The following is a 13895-nucleotide window of genomic DNA, read 5'->3' on the forward strand; positions in this document are numbered from 1 at the left end:
CACCCGCGCATGAACGCCCCCCTCAAGAGATCTCTCCCGAACGCGGCCGACGCCTTCTGGATGCCCTTCAGCCCGATGCGCGCCTTCAACGAGCAGCCGCTGCTGTTCGACCGGGCGGACGGCATGCACTACGTGACCCCGGACGGCTGGCGCGTCCTCGACGGGATGGCGGGCTTGTGGTGCGTCAATGCCGGGCATGCCCAGCCCCGGATCACGGAGGCGATCCGGGAGGCGGCGGGGCGGCTCGACTTCGTCTCCTCGTTCAAGATGACCCATCCGGCCGCCCGCAGCTACGCGCAGCGCCTCTGCGCCTTCGCGCCGGACGGCATCGAACGCGTCTTCTTCGTCAATTCCGGGTCGGAGGCCGTCGACACCGCCCTCAAGATCGCCCGGGCCTACCATCACGCCCGGGGCCGGTCCGCCCGCACGAAGCTGATCGGCCGCGCCAAGGGCTATCACGGCATGGGGTTCGGCGGCCTCTCGGTCGCCGGCATCGGCCGCCACAAGCAGGATTTCGGGCCGCTGCTGCCCGACGTGGCGCATCTGCCCCTGCCGTACGATCGCGAGACCATGGCCTTCTCGCGCGGCCTGCCGGACGGCGGGCTCGCGGCGGCCGACGCCCTCGAAGAGCTCGTCCAGATCCACGATCCGGCGACGGTCGCGGCGGTGATCGTCGAGCCCGTGACGGGGTCGGGCGGCGTCTACCCGCCGCCGAGGGGCTACCTGGCGCGCCTGCGGGAGATCTGCGACCGGCACGGCATCCTGCTGATCTTCGACGAGGTCATCACCGGGTTCGGGCGGCTCGGCACGCCGTTCGCGGCCCAGGCCTACGGGGTCACGCCCGATCTCATCACCTGCGCCAAGGGCATGACCAACGGCGCGGTCCCGATGGGAGGCGTGCTGGTGTCGGAAGGGGTCTACGACGCCTTCATGGCCGGCCCGCCGGAGGCGATCGAGCTGTTCCACGGCTACACCTATTCGGCGCATCCGCTGGCCTGCGCGGCCGGGCACGCGATGCTCGACGTCTTCGAGCAGGACGACCTGCTCGGCCGCCTGAACGCGGTCCTGCCCGTCTGGCAGGAGGGGGCGCTGCGGCTGAGATCCTCCCCCCACGTCGTGGACGTGCGGACCGCCGGCCTGCTCTGCGCCGTCGAACTCGCGCCGCGGGCGGGTGTCGCCGGGGCGCGCGGCCAGCAGACCTACCAGCGCTGCCTCGACGACGGCCTCCTGGTGCGGAGTTCGGGCGACACGATCGTGCTCTCGCCGCCGCTGATCGCCGGGGAGGACGACGTCGAGACGATCTTCGCGACCATCGGGGCCGCCCTGGCGCCGACGGCCTGAGGCCCGCGGACGGCCCGCCTTCCCTCCGCGACGGACGATCGCCGCCATGCGCATGCCCGACCGCCACCGGGCCGATCCCGCCGCCGGCGCCGCGGGTGCGCGCATGCACCGCTTCGTCCCCGGTCCGCGCGCCGTCGGCCGCAAGCTGCCGGGCTCGCCCGCCGACTTCGATCCCGGACGACGAGCCGGCTCCTGCCCGGGCCGGCCCCGCTGCCGACGCGGGATGCCCTGTTGCGCCGACGAGGCCCGCACGGTCCGGACGGCCCTCCACCGGAGCCTCGAGGACCGGCGGCTGGCTTCCCGATCCGCTGGAACCTCCGCGGCGACGGCTGAGGGCGCGTCGGCGCGCGGCCGGCCGCGATCGGGGCGGCGATCGTCAGGACGGTCGCGGGCCCGGATCGTCCGTTCCCTTGAAGTCCTGGATGATGTTGCCGCCGTCGACGACGATCACCTCGCCGGTGAGGTAGCTCGCCTCCTCGCTCGCCAGGAACGCGATGACGGCGGCGACCTCCCCGGGGCGTCCGGCGCGTCCGAGGGGCGTGGCGCGTCCGCCCTGCCGCACGCGCTCCGAGCCCTTGCCGTTGTCGATCCAGCCGGGAGCGACCGCGTTCGCCGTGATCCCGTCCCGGCCGAGCTCGAAGGCGAGCGACCGCGTGAGGCCGGTCATGCCGGCCTTGGCGGCCGCGTAGGCGGCGCCGCGGTCGAACGCGACGAACGGCCCCGATACGGACGAGACGTTCACGATCCGGCCGTAGCGCTGGCGGAGCATGGGCGCGATCGCCGCCTGCGAGACGTGGAAGCAGGTATCCAGCGACAGCCGCAACGCCTGCGACCAGCCCTCGGCGGTCATCTCCGCCAGGGGCTGCCAGAGACGCGGGACGCCCGTCTGAGCGTTGCCGGCGTTGTTCACCAGGATGTCGAGGCGACCGAACCGCCCGGTCACGGCGGCGACGAGATCCTTCGCCGCCGCCGCGTCGGTCAGATCCGCCGTCCAGGCGGCGTGGACCGCGCGTCCTCCCGGCAGGTCCTCGAGCCGTTCGTAGATCCGGTCCGTCGTCGCCGTCACGGCGACGACGCAGCCCTGCTCGGCCAGCACCCGCGCCGTGGCGAACCCGATGCCGTCGGGGTTGCCGGCTCCGGTCACGAGAGCGATCCTGCCCTTCACCCCGGCCATCGTCCGTCCCTCCGAAACCGGTGGCGCCGGGCTCGCGGCCGCGCCTCGATCGATCAGGCGTCGTGCAGCGCGGCGTCCAGCGCCGACACGATCGTGTCGAGTTCCTCTTCGGCCACCGGCAGGGGAGGACGGATCTTCAGCACGCTCCCCTTCGGCCCGGTCGCGCCGATCAGGACGCCCGCGCGGCGCATGGCGTTCACGACCCGGCGGGCGCGGGAACCGGCCGCATCGTCGCCGCCGCCGACCTCCACGCCGAAGAACAGGCCGGCGCCGCGCACAGCGACGTGCCGGTGCCGCGCCTCCAGGCCCTGCAGCCGGCGATGGAAGCGGGCGCCCGCGTTCCGGGCGTGCCCGACGAGGTCTTCGTCCTGGATGACGTCCAGGACCGCCAGGCCCACCGCGCACGACACGGTGTTGCCGCCGAACGTGTTGAAGTAGCCGCGCGTCGCCGCGAACGCCGCCATGATCTCGCGCCGCGCCGCGAGGGCGCCGATCGGATGCCCGTTCCCCATCGGCTTGCCCATGGTGACGATGTCCGGGACGACGCCGTGCCGGGAGAATCCCCACATGGCGCCGCAGCGGCCGAAGCCGGACTGGACCTCGTCGGCGATGGAGAGGCCGCCGGCGGCCCGGATCGCGTCGGCGGCGAGCCGGAGGCACCCCGCGGGGCCGACCACGACGCCGTCCGTCGCCATCACGGAATCGACCATCAGGCCGGCCGGCCTCACGCCCGCTTGGGCCATGCGGCCGATGCAGTCGCGCACCCGGTCCGCCAGGGCCTCGGGGGGCTCGTCGGGCGCGGGGGCGTCCACCGTGAACACGTCCCGGCCGAGGGGCCTGCCGCCGGAGGGCGACATGCCCGCGAGGCGGGCGGTGGTGCCGTGATAGGCGTGGGCCGTGACGATGAAGCCCGTTGCGCCCGTCACGCCCATGGCGATCCGGCAGGCGAACTCGTTCGATTCGCTGCCGGAGCAGGTGAAGACGACGTTCCCGAACTCGGAGGGCAGCGTGGCGAGCAGACGTTCCGCCAGCAGCACCGGCAGTTCGTTCGCGTAGCGCGTGTGGGTGTTCAGCGTCGCCGCCTGGCGCGACAGGGCGTCGACCACCCGGGGGTGGCAATGGCCGACCACCGGGACGTTGTTGTAGGCGTCGAGGTAGCGACGCCCCGCCGCGTCCTCCAGCCACACACCCCGGCCGGTCACCACATGCAGGGGCTCGTCGTAGAACAGCCTGTAGGTCGGCCCCATCGACCGCGCGCGCCGGTCCAGCAGGCGATGAAGGGACGGATCCTCGGCGGCCTGCGGCGTCATGGCGGCTCCTCGTGTCGGCAGGGACGGTTTCACGTGAGGCGGACCGACGCCATGCGCGCGGCGATGGCGACGTTGCGGGCGTCGGACGAGGAGGAGATGCGTCCGTAATGGGTGTCGGCGGGGTTGCGCAGCCGGTACCATCGGGGGATCACGACGCCCATCAGCTTGCGGATGCCGATCAGCCACGGCAGGGCCTCCAGTTCCGCGGGCCCGAGCGGCAGCTTCGCCCGGTAGGGATCGAGGAAGTCCCGCAGGGAGGCCGACGCGTCGGCCGCGTCGGTCACGTGCGTTGCCGCCGCCACGGCCGCGTCCGCGACGAGCGCGGTCTCCACCATGTCGCCGAAATCGATGATGGCCGCGACGGTCTCCGGGTCGGCGGGATCGACCAGGAGGTTGCCCGCATTCAGGTCGTTGTGCACGATCTGCCGAGGCAGCGAGGCGAACCCTGCCCCGACCCCGGACAGGTAGTCCCGGACGTAGTCCGTCACGAAGGCGCGATGGGCGAAGGCCGGCATGTCGTCCATCAGGGCCGGCAGGCACGAGGCGTTGCCGACGTCCCAGATCACGGGCCGCACGCCGCTCGGGTGCCGGAAGTCGGACAACGCCAGCGCCAGCCGGGCCGCGACGTCGCCGCAGCGGCGGCGCAGCGCGGGCGAAGGCGGCGCGTCCCGCAGCGGCAGGCCGGGAAGCCAGCTCACCAGCCGGACGAGGCGCGTCGTGCCGCGCGCATCCACCACCTGGCCGACATGGCCGCCGGCGAGGGTCGGCCGCAGGCGCGGGCAGGGCAGCGCCGGGTCGCGGGCCTCGATGTGCCGGAGCGCGGCCGCGACGAGATCGACCGTGCCCGGATCCTCGTCCGGATGGGAGATCTTCAGCAGGTGCTCCGAGCCGTCCTCCGCCCGGACATGAAAGTTCTCGTCCCGCTCGCCCGTGAGCGGCCGGACGCCGCCGCGGATGCCGAACTGCGCTTGGGCGATGCGCGAAGCCCGATCCGTCGGCATGCGCTCCCGATGCACCAGCGACGACGTCAGCGCGTGAACGGGCCATTCCATGCCGGCTTCTCCCGTCCGGCGACCCGGGGCTTCGGTGCCATGTACTATTTGGCGCAATTGTACAATGTCAACCCGCCGTGATGGACAGCCCGGAGCGCGACGGCCATTGTGGCGGCGGGATCGGAGGCGGGCGACGTGCCATGCGCGAGGAGGCCGGGAGCGCACGGACGGGCAGCCGGCTTCGTCGGCAACTGGCCGCCGGTATCGCGCGGTTCATCCGCGAAGCCGAGCTGAAGCCCGGCGCTCCCCTGACGGAACAAGCCCTGGCCGGCCGGTTCGGCGTGTCCCGCACGCCGATCCGCGCCGCCCTCGCGGATCTGGAACGCACCGGACTGGTCGATTTCGGCGCGGCGCGGGGCTACCGCGTCGCGGCCGCCGCACCCGCGGCCGGCCTCTTCGGCGGAGACGAGGACGAGGACGACCGGCTCTATCTGGCGATCGCGCACGACTTCGTGGCCGGCAGGCTCGGGGGCGGCTTCTCCGAAAGCGAACTGCAACGTCGCTACGCCCTGACCAAGGCGCCCCTGCGGCGCGTGATCGACCGCATGGCCCGCGACGGGGTGGTGGAGCGCAACGCCGGCCATGGCTGGCGCTTCCTCAACATGCTGAATTCGCTCGCTTCCCACGACGCGAGCTACGCCTTCCGGCTGGCGCTGGAACCGGCCGCCATCGCGACGCCGGCCTATCGGCTGGACCCCGGCTGGGCGGCGCGGTCGCGGGCGGCCCACGGCGACCTGATGGCGCTGCGCGATGGCCGGATCTCACCGGTCCGCTTCTTCGAGGTGAACGCGGACTTCCACGACCTCGTCGTGTCCGGCTCCGGCAACCCCTTCTTCATCCAGGCCGTGGGCCAGCAGAACCGCCTCCGGCGCTTCCTCGACTACGATGCCAGGATCGACGGCGGCCTCGTCAGCGTGAACTGCCGGGAGCACCTGCTCGTTCTCGACGCTCTCGAGGCCGGCGACACCGCGCTCGCCGCCGACCGGATGAGGCGGCACATCGCCCGGGCCAGCACCCTCAAGCCGACCTGCTGATGTCTGATTGTAAGGGTCTGTCCGGAAAAAATCGATTCATAGTGATGGATGCGGGAAGCCCGCCGATCGGGCAACCGGCATTGCACCTGCCGAGGCGTGATGAACTGTCCCGTCGTCCGTCTTGAGACGACAGGCGCCCGTGACTGCGCCGATGCTCGGGCGAGGCGATCATCAGCAGAGACGGCGGGATCCCATCCAGAGAGGTTCGCCAAGCCACTCGCGTGGCCTGCGGTCCGGAACGATCCGTGCTGTCCTTCGTGTCATCGCCGTCATTGATCGCCACGATCCAAAGAATTCTGCAACCAGACCCGATCAAGCAGGAGCACAGCCGGGATCCGCAGGAGCCAGATGAGAGCGTCGGGAGCAAACGGAGCCTTCAGCAAAGCGTGTCCGTCGCGGCCGATCTGTTCGGCATGAGCGCGACGGGCCGCCTTGTCCTCCGGCACGTGCAGGTCGCCAGTCTGTACGGGGTTCATCCCTGAATCGCAGGTAAGTCTTGCCTGGCGGAAATGCGGCATGTGCTACGGCGGCCTGGCCGGGAACCTCGGTGGGTGAGCTTGGCCGCGGCGACATGGCGATCCTCCGCGGGTGTCGGATGACGTTGACGCATCAACGAACCAACCCACCAGAAGGATTCGCCGGCACTACCAGGAACGGGGCCATCCCAAGCCGTTCCCATGGCGGCGTTGCTGAGGCCCCAGAAGGGCCTTGGCCGCCAGGAATTCCGGCGGACCCGCAACCGGTTCGGGCAGAGGATCGTGGCCTTCGTGGTGATCGACGCCGAGGCGGGCAGCGACGAGGCGGTGATCGGGCTCGACGACGCGGGCCACGATGCGGGCAAGGACCGGGAGCGGGCTGCGCTCCTGGCGCCGGGGCACTACGGCGTGACCCGGATCCCGTCGAGGCCGCGGCCGACCGAGGCGAGCGTGCGGGAGGCGACGTCTTCGCTTCGGGCGCCTCAGGGCCGGGCCCCGCGCGGATCGCGGGTTGTCGCATGAAGCGAAGGGGCGAGTCAGGCACGGTCCGGCGGAGGGGACCGGCTCGGTCCTTGGTGGGACAGGGCTAAAGCGCGGTCTTCAGGTCCGTATGGCCGAAGTCCCGGCCCTTGAAGAGGATGGGATCACGGTAGGCACGGGCACAGGCGTAGGAGAGGCAGTCTGCGAGGTTGAGTTGTGCCGGGTGTACCCGGCCCTTCCCGTACCGCTGGAACGCCTCCACGGCGATGCGGCCGATGCTGTCGCTGATCGACACGACGGTGATCCCGGCCTCGGTCAGGAACTCGTCGAAATCGGCCTGAACATCGAGCGGATCGCGATCCAGGCGGCTCGCCAGGACCATGCAGGCTTCGAGGCGAACCATCGGCGAGGTGCACCGGCGCTTCGCCCGCTCGATGCACGAGGCGAAGATCCCGGCTTCGGGTTCCTTGCAGAAGATCGCCACGAAGGCGGACGTGTCGATGAACATCAGCGGGTCCACATGCCGTCGCGATCCGCCTCGGTGACGGGCCGGGGATTGGGGCCGGCTTTCGCCAGGGCGCGATCCGCGAGGGCTGCGAGGCGCTGGGCGAGGGGAGTTGAGGACCGCTCGCGTTCCAGTTCATGTTCGAGGGCCTGGATCACGGCCTCGGTAATGCCGGTCCTGCGACGCTGCGCGAGTTCGCTGGCAAGCTCGTGAGCGCGAGGGTTTCGGACGTTCAGGGTGGTCGCCATGGCAGCCTCTCTTTACGGAAATGTAATGCTGTAATGACAATTTCGTCAACACGGGACAGGAGGGGCGATCTAAGGGCGGCCGACCTACGCGAGGCTGACGCCGGGGACGTGCGTCGCTTCGTCGAGGCGTTGTTCCGGGTGGCACGGATGGGTGGTCCATCGCGTGACCTCCCGGAACTCAGCGCGCCGTTCGTCGAGAAGGGGCACGGCCGCATCGAGACGGGGCGCCTGAGCGTCAGCCGCGCATGCGTGGCCCATCTCGGCCGGCCCGGCGCCGCACAGATCCGCCGGATCGAGCGGCCCCGCGAGAAGGCCGACCGGATCAGCCACGAGACCGCCTGCGCGGTCGCCGGCCTCACGCCCAAGCAGGCCGCTGCCGAGACCCTGATGGCGCTCCGGCGCGACCACTGGCTGATCGAGAACCGCCTGCACGGGCGCCGTGACGTGATCCTGGGCGAGGATGACAGCCGCGTCCGCTCAGGCTCGAGTCCGCAAGGCCACGGCGGCCTTGCGCAATGCCCCGCTCCGGCCCGTGGACGGCGGGACCGCCGCGCGCGGTCCGAGAGGCCTTCGCCGACAAACAGGCACCTCGCCCTCCGAACCGCTCGACGCGGCGTTCTTCGAGTGCTCTTGCGGGGCCGGGACCCGCGCGGGCCGGCCTGTCCCGGGCTGCGGGATGGCCCATCCCTTGCTAATGCCTCGCTCGCCCTTGCTAATGCTTCGCTTGGGGGGAGCGTGCATGGACATCGAACTCGTCGGCCTGACCAAGCGCTACGGCGACACCCTCGCGGTGGACGCCATTGACCTGAAGATCCGCTCGGGCTCGTATTGCTGCCTGCTCGGCCCCTCGGGCTGCGGCAAGACCACGACGCTCCGGATGATCGCCGGCCACGAGACGGTGTCGTCCGGCGACGTGGTGATCGGCCCGAAGGCCGTGGGCGACCTGCCCCCGGCGCAGCGCGGCACCGCCATGATGTTCCAGAGCTACGCGCTGTTTCCCCACCTCACCTGCCGCGACAACGTGGCGTTCGGGCTGAAGATGCGCGGCATGCCGAAGGCCGAGCGCCTCAGGCGCGCCGAGGCGATGCTCGGCCTCGTCCAGATGGAGGCGCTCGCCGCCCGCCTGCCGGCCCAGCTCTCGGGCGGTCAGCAGCAGCGCGTCGCCCTCGCCCGCGCCCTCGTCACCGGCCCGAAGGTGCTGCTCCTCGACGAGCCCCTCTCGGCCCTCGACCCGTTCCTGCGGGTGCGCATGCGCACCGAGCTGAAGCGGCTGCAGACCGAGCTCGGCATCACCTTCGTGCACGTCACCCACAGCCAGGAGGAGGCGATGGCGCTCTCCGACCTCGTGGTGGTGATGAACGGCGGCCGCATCGAGCAGGCGGGCGATCCCCGCACGGTGTTCGAGCGCCCGGCCACGGCCTTCGTGGCCCGCTTCATCGGCGGCCACAACGTCATCGCGCTGCCCGACCGGCGCGTCGCGGTCCGGGCCGACCGCATGCGGCTCGGCGCGGAGGCCGGGCCGGACGCCGCCCCGGCCCGGGTCGTCGCGGTCGAGTACCAGGGCAGCGCGGTCCATCTCGGGCTCGAGGCCCCGGACCTCGGGACCGACGCGGGCACGCCGCTGACCGCGATCCTGAGCGACCGGGCCTACGCGGCGACGCCCTTCCGGTTGGGGGACCTCGTGCGGGTCGGCTGGCAGGCCGGCGAGGCCCACCGCCTCGACGCCTGAGGCGCACACGCTTGAGAAAGGGAGATCTCATGACCGACACGCCGAACACCACGGGCCCGCGCCTCTCGCGCCGGACGCTGCTTCAGGGAGCCGCCGGCCTCGCGGGCGCAGGGGCGATCACCGGCTTCCCGGCGGTGATCGCCGCCGAGCCCGTGACGCTGCGCTACCTCGGCACCGCCGTGAACCAGAGCGGCGACATCGCCCGCAAGGTCAAGGAGGACCTCGGGATCACGATCGAGTACATCCCGGTCGTCACCGACGAGGTGTCGAAGCGGGTCGTGACCCAGCCGAACTCGTTCGACATCGTCGACTCGGAGTACTTCAGCCTCAAGAAGCTGCTGCCGTCGGGCAACCTCGTCGGCATGGACGCTAGGCGGATCAAGAACGCCGACAAGATCACCCCGGTCTTCACCAAGGGCGAGGTCGCCGGCCGGAAGATCGGCGACCAGGGCACGGCGCCCAAGAAGGTGTTCTACCTCGAGGGCCCGACCTCGACCAAGTTCGCCGCCTCGCCGACGGAGTGGATCACCCTGATCCCCACCACCTACAACGCCGACACCCTCGGCATCCGGCCCGACCTGATCAAGCGCCCGATCACGAGCTGGAAGGAGCTGCTCAACCCCGAGTTCAAGGGCCGCGCCTCGATCCTCAACATCCCGTCGATCGGCATCATGGACGCCGCGATGGTGGTGGAGGCCACCGGCGACTACACCTACCCGGACAAGGGCAACATGACGAAGGCCGAGATCGACCGCACCATGAAGGTGCTGATCGAGGCCAAGCGCGCCGGGCAGTTCCGGGCCTTCTGGCAGGACTTCAACGAGTCCGTGAACCTGATGGCGTCGGGCGAGACCGTGATCCAGTCGATGTGGTCGCCCGCCGTCACCAAGGTGCGCTCGCAGGGCGTCGCCTGCACCTACCAGCCCCTGAAGGAGGGCTACCGGGCCTGGGCCTCGGGCTTCGGCCTGCCCAAGACCCTGACGGGCCGCAAGCTCGACGCGGCCTACGACTTCGTCAACTGGTTCCTGTCCGGCTGGGCCGGCGCCTACCTCAACCGCCAGGGCTACTACTCGGCGGTGCTGGAGACGGCCCGCGCGCACATGGCGCCGGACGAGTGGTCGTTCTGGATGGAGGGCAAGCCCGCCGCGCAGGACATCAAGGCGCCGGACGGCACCGTGATGGAGAAGGCGGGCGCGGTGCGCGACGGCGGCTCGTTCGAGAGCCGCATGGGCGCGGTCGCCTGCTGGAACTCGGTCATGGACGAGAACACCTACATGGTCCGCAAGTGGAACGAGTTCATCGCCGCATGACCACCGCGACGGAGCGCGCCCTGGCGCTGCCCGAGGCGCCGGCGGCCGGGGTTCCGGCCGCCCCGGGGCTCGCCGCCGCGGCGCGGCGCCAGCGGCGCCTCGCCTACCTGCAGGCCATGCCCCTCGGGCTGGTCTTCGCGGCCTTCTTCGTGGTGCCGCTCCTGCTCACCCTCGTCGTCAGCTTCTGGGAGTACAACGAGTACGAGATCATCCCGGCCTTCACGCTCCAGAACTACCTCGACGTGTTCGACGGCTGCGCCGCGGGGGCCGACCTCTGCACCACCTTCCGCACCTACCTGTCGACGCTGAAGTTCTGCCTGATCGGCTGGGCCGCGACGCTGACCATCGGGTTCACGGTGGCGTACTTCGTGGCCTTCCACGTCCGCTCGGCGGCGATGCAGACGGTGCTGTTCCTGATCTGCACGATCCCGTTCTGGACCTCGAACGTGATCCGGATGATCGCCTGGATCCCGCTGCTCGGCCGCAACGGCCTCGTCAACGACGCGCTGATGAGCCTCGGGCTGATCCGCCGGCCCCTCGACGGCCTGCTCTACTCGGATTTCTCCGTCGTCCTCGCGTTCATCCACCTCGACACGGTGTTCATGATCGTGCCGATCTTCAACTCGATGATGCGGATCGACCGCTCCCTGATCGAGGCCGCGACGGATGCCGGGGCCACGCCCTGGCAGACGCTCTGGAACGTCATCGTGCCCCTGTCCAAGCCGGGCATCGCCATCGGGTCGATCTTCGTGCTCACCCTGATCATGGGCGACTTCGTGACGGTGGGCGTGATGGGGGGCCAGCAGATCGCCTCCGTCGGCAAGGTGATCCAGGTGCAGATGTCCTACCTGCAGTTTCCCGCCGCCGCCGCCAACGCCGTGGTGCTGCTCGGGGCGGTGCTGCTCCTGATCGTGGCGCTGACCCGCCTGATCGACCTGCGCCGGGAGCTCTGAGGCATGCACCGCGACGGACCCCGCCCGCTCTCGTTCTACCTGCTCGCCGGCTTCTTCGGGCTGTTCGTGCTGTTCCTCTACGGGCCGACCCTGACGATCCTGGCGCTCAGCTTCCAGGGCCCGCAGGGCGGCCTGACCTTCCCGATGAACGGGGTCTCGACCTACTGGTTCTCGCGCCTCTGGGCCGGCCTCGGCGTCGTCGACATCTGGGCGGCGTTCCGGCGCTCCTTCGCGCTCGGCCTCGTGGTGATGGGGCTCACCGTCACGGTCGCGTTCTTCGCCGGCCTCGCCTTCCGCAAGGGGTTCCTCGGGCAGACGCTGCTGTTCTACGTCGCGGTGGCGAGCCTGATCGTGCCCTCGATCGTGGTCTCCCTCGGCATCGGCCTCGAGTTCCGGCTCGTCGACGAGGCCATCAAGGCCCTGGCGGCCTGGACCGGGTGGGGCTGGCTCCAGGACCACGGCACGGTCATGGGCCTGTTCACCTCCGCGCTCGGCGCGCACCTGACCTGGACGCTGCCCTTCGGCCTCCTGATCATGTTCGCGGTCTTCAACCGCTTCAACCCGGCCTACGAGGAGGCGGCCCGCGACCTCGGCGCCAGCGGCGCCCAGGCCCTGCGCCACGTCGTGGTGCCGATCATCCTGCCCTCCCTCGTCGGCGTCGCCCTGTTCGGGTTCACGCTGTCCTGGGACGAGCTCGCCCGCACGAGCCAGGCCATCGGCGGCCGCAACACCCTGCCGCTCGAGCTCCAGGGGCTGACCACCACCGTGACGACGCCGGAGATCTACGCCCTCGGCACCGTCACCACGGGCGTGTCCCTGGTGGTGATCGGGCTCGCCTTCGGCACCTTCCTGGTGCTCCAGCGCCGCCGGGCGCGGCGGGTGCTGCTGCCGGGCTAGGGCCGTTCTCGGCGAGCGGGGCGGCGGTCCGGCGCGGGCGGTGCGCCCGGACCGGGAGCCCGGGGCCGGGATCGACCTCCCGCGGCGGTCACGGCACGTCCCCGGCGCGCTCCGCGATGACCGCCACCGGGCCGCCGCCGTCCGGCCCCTGGTGCTCGGCCCCGCCGGAGACGAACAGGTCGGTGCGGCCCGTGAGCGCCCCGAGGGCGCCGGCCACGAAGCCGCGGGCGTGGCGCGTGGCGCTGATGTCGGAATCGGTCAGCATGGTGTGGCGCAGGCCGCGCACCAGCCCGTCGCCGGAGGCCTCCGCCTTGGCGAGCACCGCGACGAGGCGCCGGCGGCCCGCCTCGTCCACGAGGCCGCCCGGCCCCGTCAGCCCGAGCCGGGCGAGGCAGGCGGCGACCGGGGCGACGTCGATGCCGTCGCGCATGACCGCGTGGTCGATGGCGAGCGGCCCGCTCCAGCCCGGCGACATCCCCATCACGACGATCTCGTGGTCGGCGAGTTCGACGCCCGCGGAGGCGCCGCAGCGGCGCGCGTAGTGCGCGAGGCCGACATCGGCGACCGCCTCGCGCACCACCTCCGGGGCGATCTCGCCGAGCGCCAGGGCGGCGCCGAGGGCCGAGGCGCCGCGGGACAGCCCCATGGACCGCAGGGTGTCGCGGGTGGCCGGCTCGCGCCCGCGGGCGAGGGCCTCGGCGATGCGCGCCGAGGTCAGGAGCGGGCACTTCACCTGGACGTAGGCGACCTCGCCGGGCCTGAGGCCGGCCTGCGCCATGGCGGCGCGCACGCCCGCCGCGACGCTCTCGACCTGGGCCCGCCGCCCGAGATCCTCCGGGGCCAGGACCGGCGTCCGGGCCTGCCCGATCGCGAGGGCCGGCCCCGTCCCGTGCGGCTCCTCCACCGCGCTGAGGACCAGCCAGTGCGGCGACAGCCCGCCCTCGGTGCCCCCCGACATCACCATGGCGATGCGCGCGAGCGCGCCCTCCGGCACGAGGGGCGCGAAGAAGGCCCGCAGGGCGTGCACGCCGAGCGCCCGGGTGAAGTCGTTGACGCAGCCGTTGCCCTCGGTCTTGGCGAACACCGCCACCACGGCGCCCGGATCGAGCCGCCCCGCGGCCACCGCCGCGGCGAGGCTCGCGACGTCGTCGGGCGCCGCCATCGGCAGGCGCAGCACCTCGGCCCGGCGCGGCATCAGCGGGGGCTCCGGCAGGGTCGGTCGCGATCGGTCATGGGGGCTCCCTCGGGCAGTCGGCCTCGCGCCAGCAACCGATGTGCCACGCCGGCCGGAGCCCGGGCCGGCCGCGGGGGCACCGGGCCGGGCGCGGCGCCTTCCGCCCCGTGCGCCGCACCGGGCCGACGCGGACCGGCGGGCGCTGCGCCGCC

General features: G+C 71.9%; 15 protein-coding genes. 8 read left to right on the plus strand and 7 right to left on the minus strand.

What is annotated here, in order from left to right:
- Positions 1 to 9 precede the first annotated feature (9 nt).
- Complete coding sequence (gene aptA, locus DT057_RS02920) at positions 10 to 1341, plus strand: omega-aminotransferase AptA (protein ID WP_128560626.1); 1332 nt, start codon at positions 10 to 12, stop codon at positions 1339 to 1341.
- Positions 1342 to 1717: 376 nt separating this feature from the next.
- On the opposite strand, the gene DT057_RS02925 is transcribed toward aptA, so the two are convergent.
- The 3 genes from DT057_RS02925 to DT057_RS02935 are packed head-to-tail and all read right to left on the minus strand — an operon-like array spanning position 1718 to position 4877.
- Positions 1718 to 2515: an SDR family NAD(P)-dependent oxidoreductase gene (locus DT057_RS02925; protein ID WP_128560627.1), complete on the minus strand. Its 798-nt coding sequence runs from the start codon at positions 2513 to 2515 to the stop codon at positions 1718 to 1720.
- Between the two features lie 53 nt (positions 2516 to 2568).
- The gene (locus DT057_RS02930) at positions 2569 to 3825 is read right to left on the minus strand and encodes an aspartate aminotransferase family protein (RefSeq protein WP_128560628.1); all 1257 of its coding nucleotides are present in this window, start codon (positions 3823 to 3825) and stop codon (positions 2569 to 2571) included.
- A gap of 29 nt (positions 3826 to 3854) precedes the next feature.
- Positions 3855 to 4877, minus strand: a complete 1023-nt coding sequence (locus DT057_RS02935) for a phosphotransferase (protein WP_128560629.1) — start codon at positions 4875 to 4877, stop codon at positions 3855 to 3857.
- A gap of 140 nt (positions 4878 to 5017) precedes the next feature.
- Between DT057_RS02935 and DT057_RS02940 the strand changes: the two genes are divergently transcribed.
- The 3 genes from DT057_RS02940 to DT057_RS02950 all read left to right on the plus strand — a co-directional run bounded on the left by DT057_RS02940 (position 5018) and on the right by DT057_RS02950 (position 6909).
- Positions 5018 to 5911: a GntR family transcriptional regulator gene (locus DT057_RS02940; RefSeq protein WP_162501301.1), complete on the plus strand. Its 894-nt coding sequence runs from the start codon at positions 5018 to 5020 to the stop codon at positions 5909 to 5911.
- A 245-nt stretch (positions 5912 to 6156) separates the two neighbouring features.
- On the plus strand, positions 6157 to 6393 hold the full coding sequence (locus DT057_RS02945) for a hypothetical protein (protein ID WP_128560631.1): 237 nt from the start codon (positions 6157 to 6159) through the stop codon (positions 6391 to 6393).
- Between the two features lie 195 nt (positions 6394 to 6588).
- Positions 6589 to 6909, plus strand: a complete 321-nt coding sequence (locus tag DT057_RS02950; protein ID WP_128560632.1) for a DUF2726 domain-containing protein — start codon at positions 6589 to 6591, stop codon at positions 6907 to 6909.
- A gap of 64 nt (positions 6910 to 6973) precedes the next feature.
- Here the strand turns inward: DT057_RS02950 and DT057_RS02955 are convergent, their stop codons facing one another.
- From DT057_RS02955 to DT057_RS37450, 3 genes are all read right to left on the minus strand, one after another.
- Positions 6974 to 7375, minus strand: coding sequence for a type II toxin-antitoxin system VapC family toxin (locus tag DT057_RS02955; protein ID WP_128560633.1), 402 nt, complete (start codon positions 7373 to 7375; stop codon positions 6974 to 6976).
- The gene (locus DT057_RS02960) at positions 7375 to 7620 is read right to left on the minus strand and encodes a type II toxin-antitoxin system VapB family antitoxin (RefSeq protein ID WP_128560634.1); all 246 of its coding nucleotides are present in this window, start codon (positions 7618 to 7620) and stop codon (positions 7375 to 7377) included. The genes DT057_RS02955 and DT057_RS02960 overlap by 1 nt, the downstream gene beginning before the upstream one ends.
- 84 nt (positions 7621 to 7704) lie before the next feature.
- On the minus strand, positions 7705 to 8052 hold the full coding sequence (locus DT057_RS37450; protein WP_128560635.1) for a hypothetical protein: 348 nt from the start codon (positions 8050 to 8052) through the stop codon (positions 7705 to 7707).
- A 307-nt stretch (positions 8053 to 8359) separates the two neighbouring features.
- Between DT057_RS37450 and DT057_RS02970 the strand changes: the two genes are divergently transcribed.
- From DT057_RS02970 to DT057_RS02985, 4 genes are read left to right on the plus strand one after another with little or no spacing between them, the layout of a single operon-like run.
- Complete coding sequence (locus DT057_RS02970; protein WP_128560636.1) at positions 8360 to 9349, plus strand: ABC transporter ATP-binding protein; 990 nt, start codon at positions 8360 to 8362, stop codon at positions 9347 to 9349.
- A gap of 29 nt (positions 9350 to 9378) precedes the next feature.
- Complete coding sequence (locus tag DT057_RS02975; RefSeq protein WP_128560637.1) at positions 9379 to 10659, plus strand: ABC transporter substrate-binding protein; 1281 nt, start codon at positions 9379 to 9381, stop codon at positions 10657 to 10659.
- On the plus strand, positions 10656 to 11612 hold the full coding sequence (locus tag DT057_RS02980) for an ABC transporter permease (protein WP_128560638.1): 957 nt from the start codon (positions 10656 to 10658) through the stop codon (positions 11610 to 11612). Before DT057_RS02975 ends, DT057_RS02980 begins: the two co-directional genes overlap by 4 nt.
- A 3-nt stretch (positions 11613 to 11615) precedes the next feature.
- Entirely contained in the window at positions 11616 to 12509 is an 894-nt protein-coding gene (locus tag DT057_RS02985; protein ID WP_128560639.1) for an ABC transporter permease, read from the plus strand.
- An 88-nt stretch (positions 12510 to 12597) separates the two neighbouring features.
- Here DT057_RS02985 and atzD read toward each other — a convergent pair whose 3' ends face one another.
- Positions 12598 to 13704 (minus strand): cyanuric acid amidohydrolase, encoded by a 1107-nt coding sequence (atzD, locus tag DT057_RS02990; protein ID WP_128560640.1) that lies wholly within the window; start codon positions 13702 to 13704, stop codon positions 12598 to 12600.
- Between the last annotated feature and the right edge of the window lie 191 nt (positions 13705 to 13895).

The organism is Methylobacterium crusticola, assembly GCF_003574465.1.
GTDB lineage: Bacteria > Pseudomonadota > Alphaproteobacteria > Rhizobiales > Beijerinckiaceae > Methylobacterium > Methylobacterium crusticola.

Bases quoted from the DNA above. Each gene is read 5' to 3' on its own strand.
- aptA (WP_128560626.1), top strand. From the start codon at position 10: ATGAACGCCCCCCTCAAGAGATCTCTCCCGAACGCGGCCGACGCCTTC.
- DT057_RS02925 (WP_128560627.1), bottom strand. From the start codon at position 2,515: ATGGCCGGGGTGAAGGGCAGGATCGCTCTCGTGACCGGAGCCGGCAAC.
- DT057_RS02930 (WP_128560628.1), bottom strand. From the start codon at position 3,825: ATGACGCCGCAGGCCGCCGAGGATCCGTCCCTTCATCGCCTGCTGGAC.
- DT057_RS02935 (WP_128560629.1), bottom strand. From the start codon at position 4,877: ATGGAATGGCCCGTTCACGCGCTGACGTCGTCGCTGGTGCATCGGGAG.
- DT057_RS02940 (WP_162501301.1), top strand. From the start codon at position 5,018: ATGCGCGAGGAGGCCGGGAGCGCACGGACGGGCAGCCGGCTTCGTCGG.
- DT057_RS02950 (WP_128560632.1), top strand. From the start codon at position 6,589: ATGGCGGCGTTGCTGAGGCCCCAGAAGGGCCTTGGCCGCCAGGAATTC.
- DT057_RS02955 (WP_128560633.1), bottom strand. From the start codon at position 7,375: ATGTTCATCGACACGTCCGCCTTCGTGGCGATCTTCTGCAAGGAACCC.
- DT057_RS02960 (WP_128560634.1), bottom strand. From the start codon at position 7,620: ATGGCGACCACCCTGAACGTCCGAAACCCTCGCGCTCACGAGCTTGCC.
- DT057_RS02970 (WP_128560636.1), top strand. From the start codon at position 8,360: ATGGACATCGAACTCGTCGGCCTGACCAAGCGCTACGGCGACACCCTC.
- DT057_RS02975 (WP_128560637.1), top strand. From the start codon at position 9,379: ATGACCGACACGCCGAACACCACGGGCCCGCGCCTCTCGCGCCGGACG.
- DT057_RS02980 (WP_128560638.1), top strand. From the start codon at position 10,656: ATGACCACCGCGACGGAGCGCGCCCTGGCGCTGCCCGAGGCGCCGGCG.
- DT057_RS02985 (WP_128560639.1), top strand. From the start codon at position 11,616: ATGCACCGCGACGGACCCCGCCCGCTCTCGTTCTACCTGCTCGCCGGC.
- atzD (WP_128560640.1), bottom strand. From the start codon at position 13,704: ATGCCGCGCCGGGCCGAGGTGCTGCGCCTGCCGATGGCGGCGCCCGAC.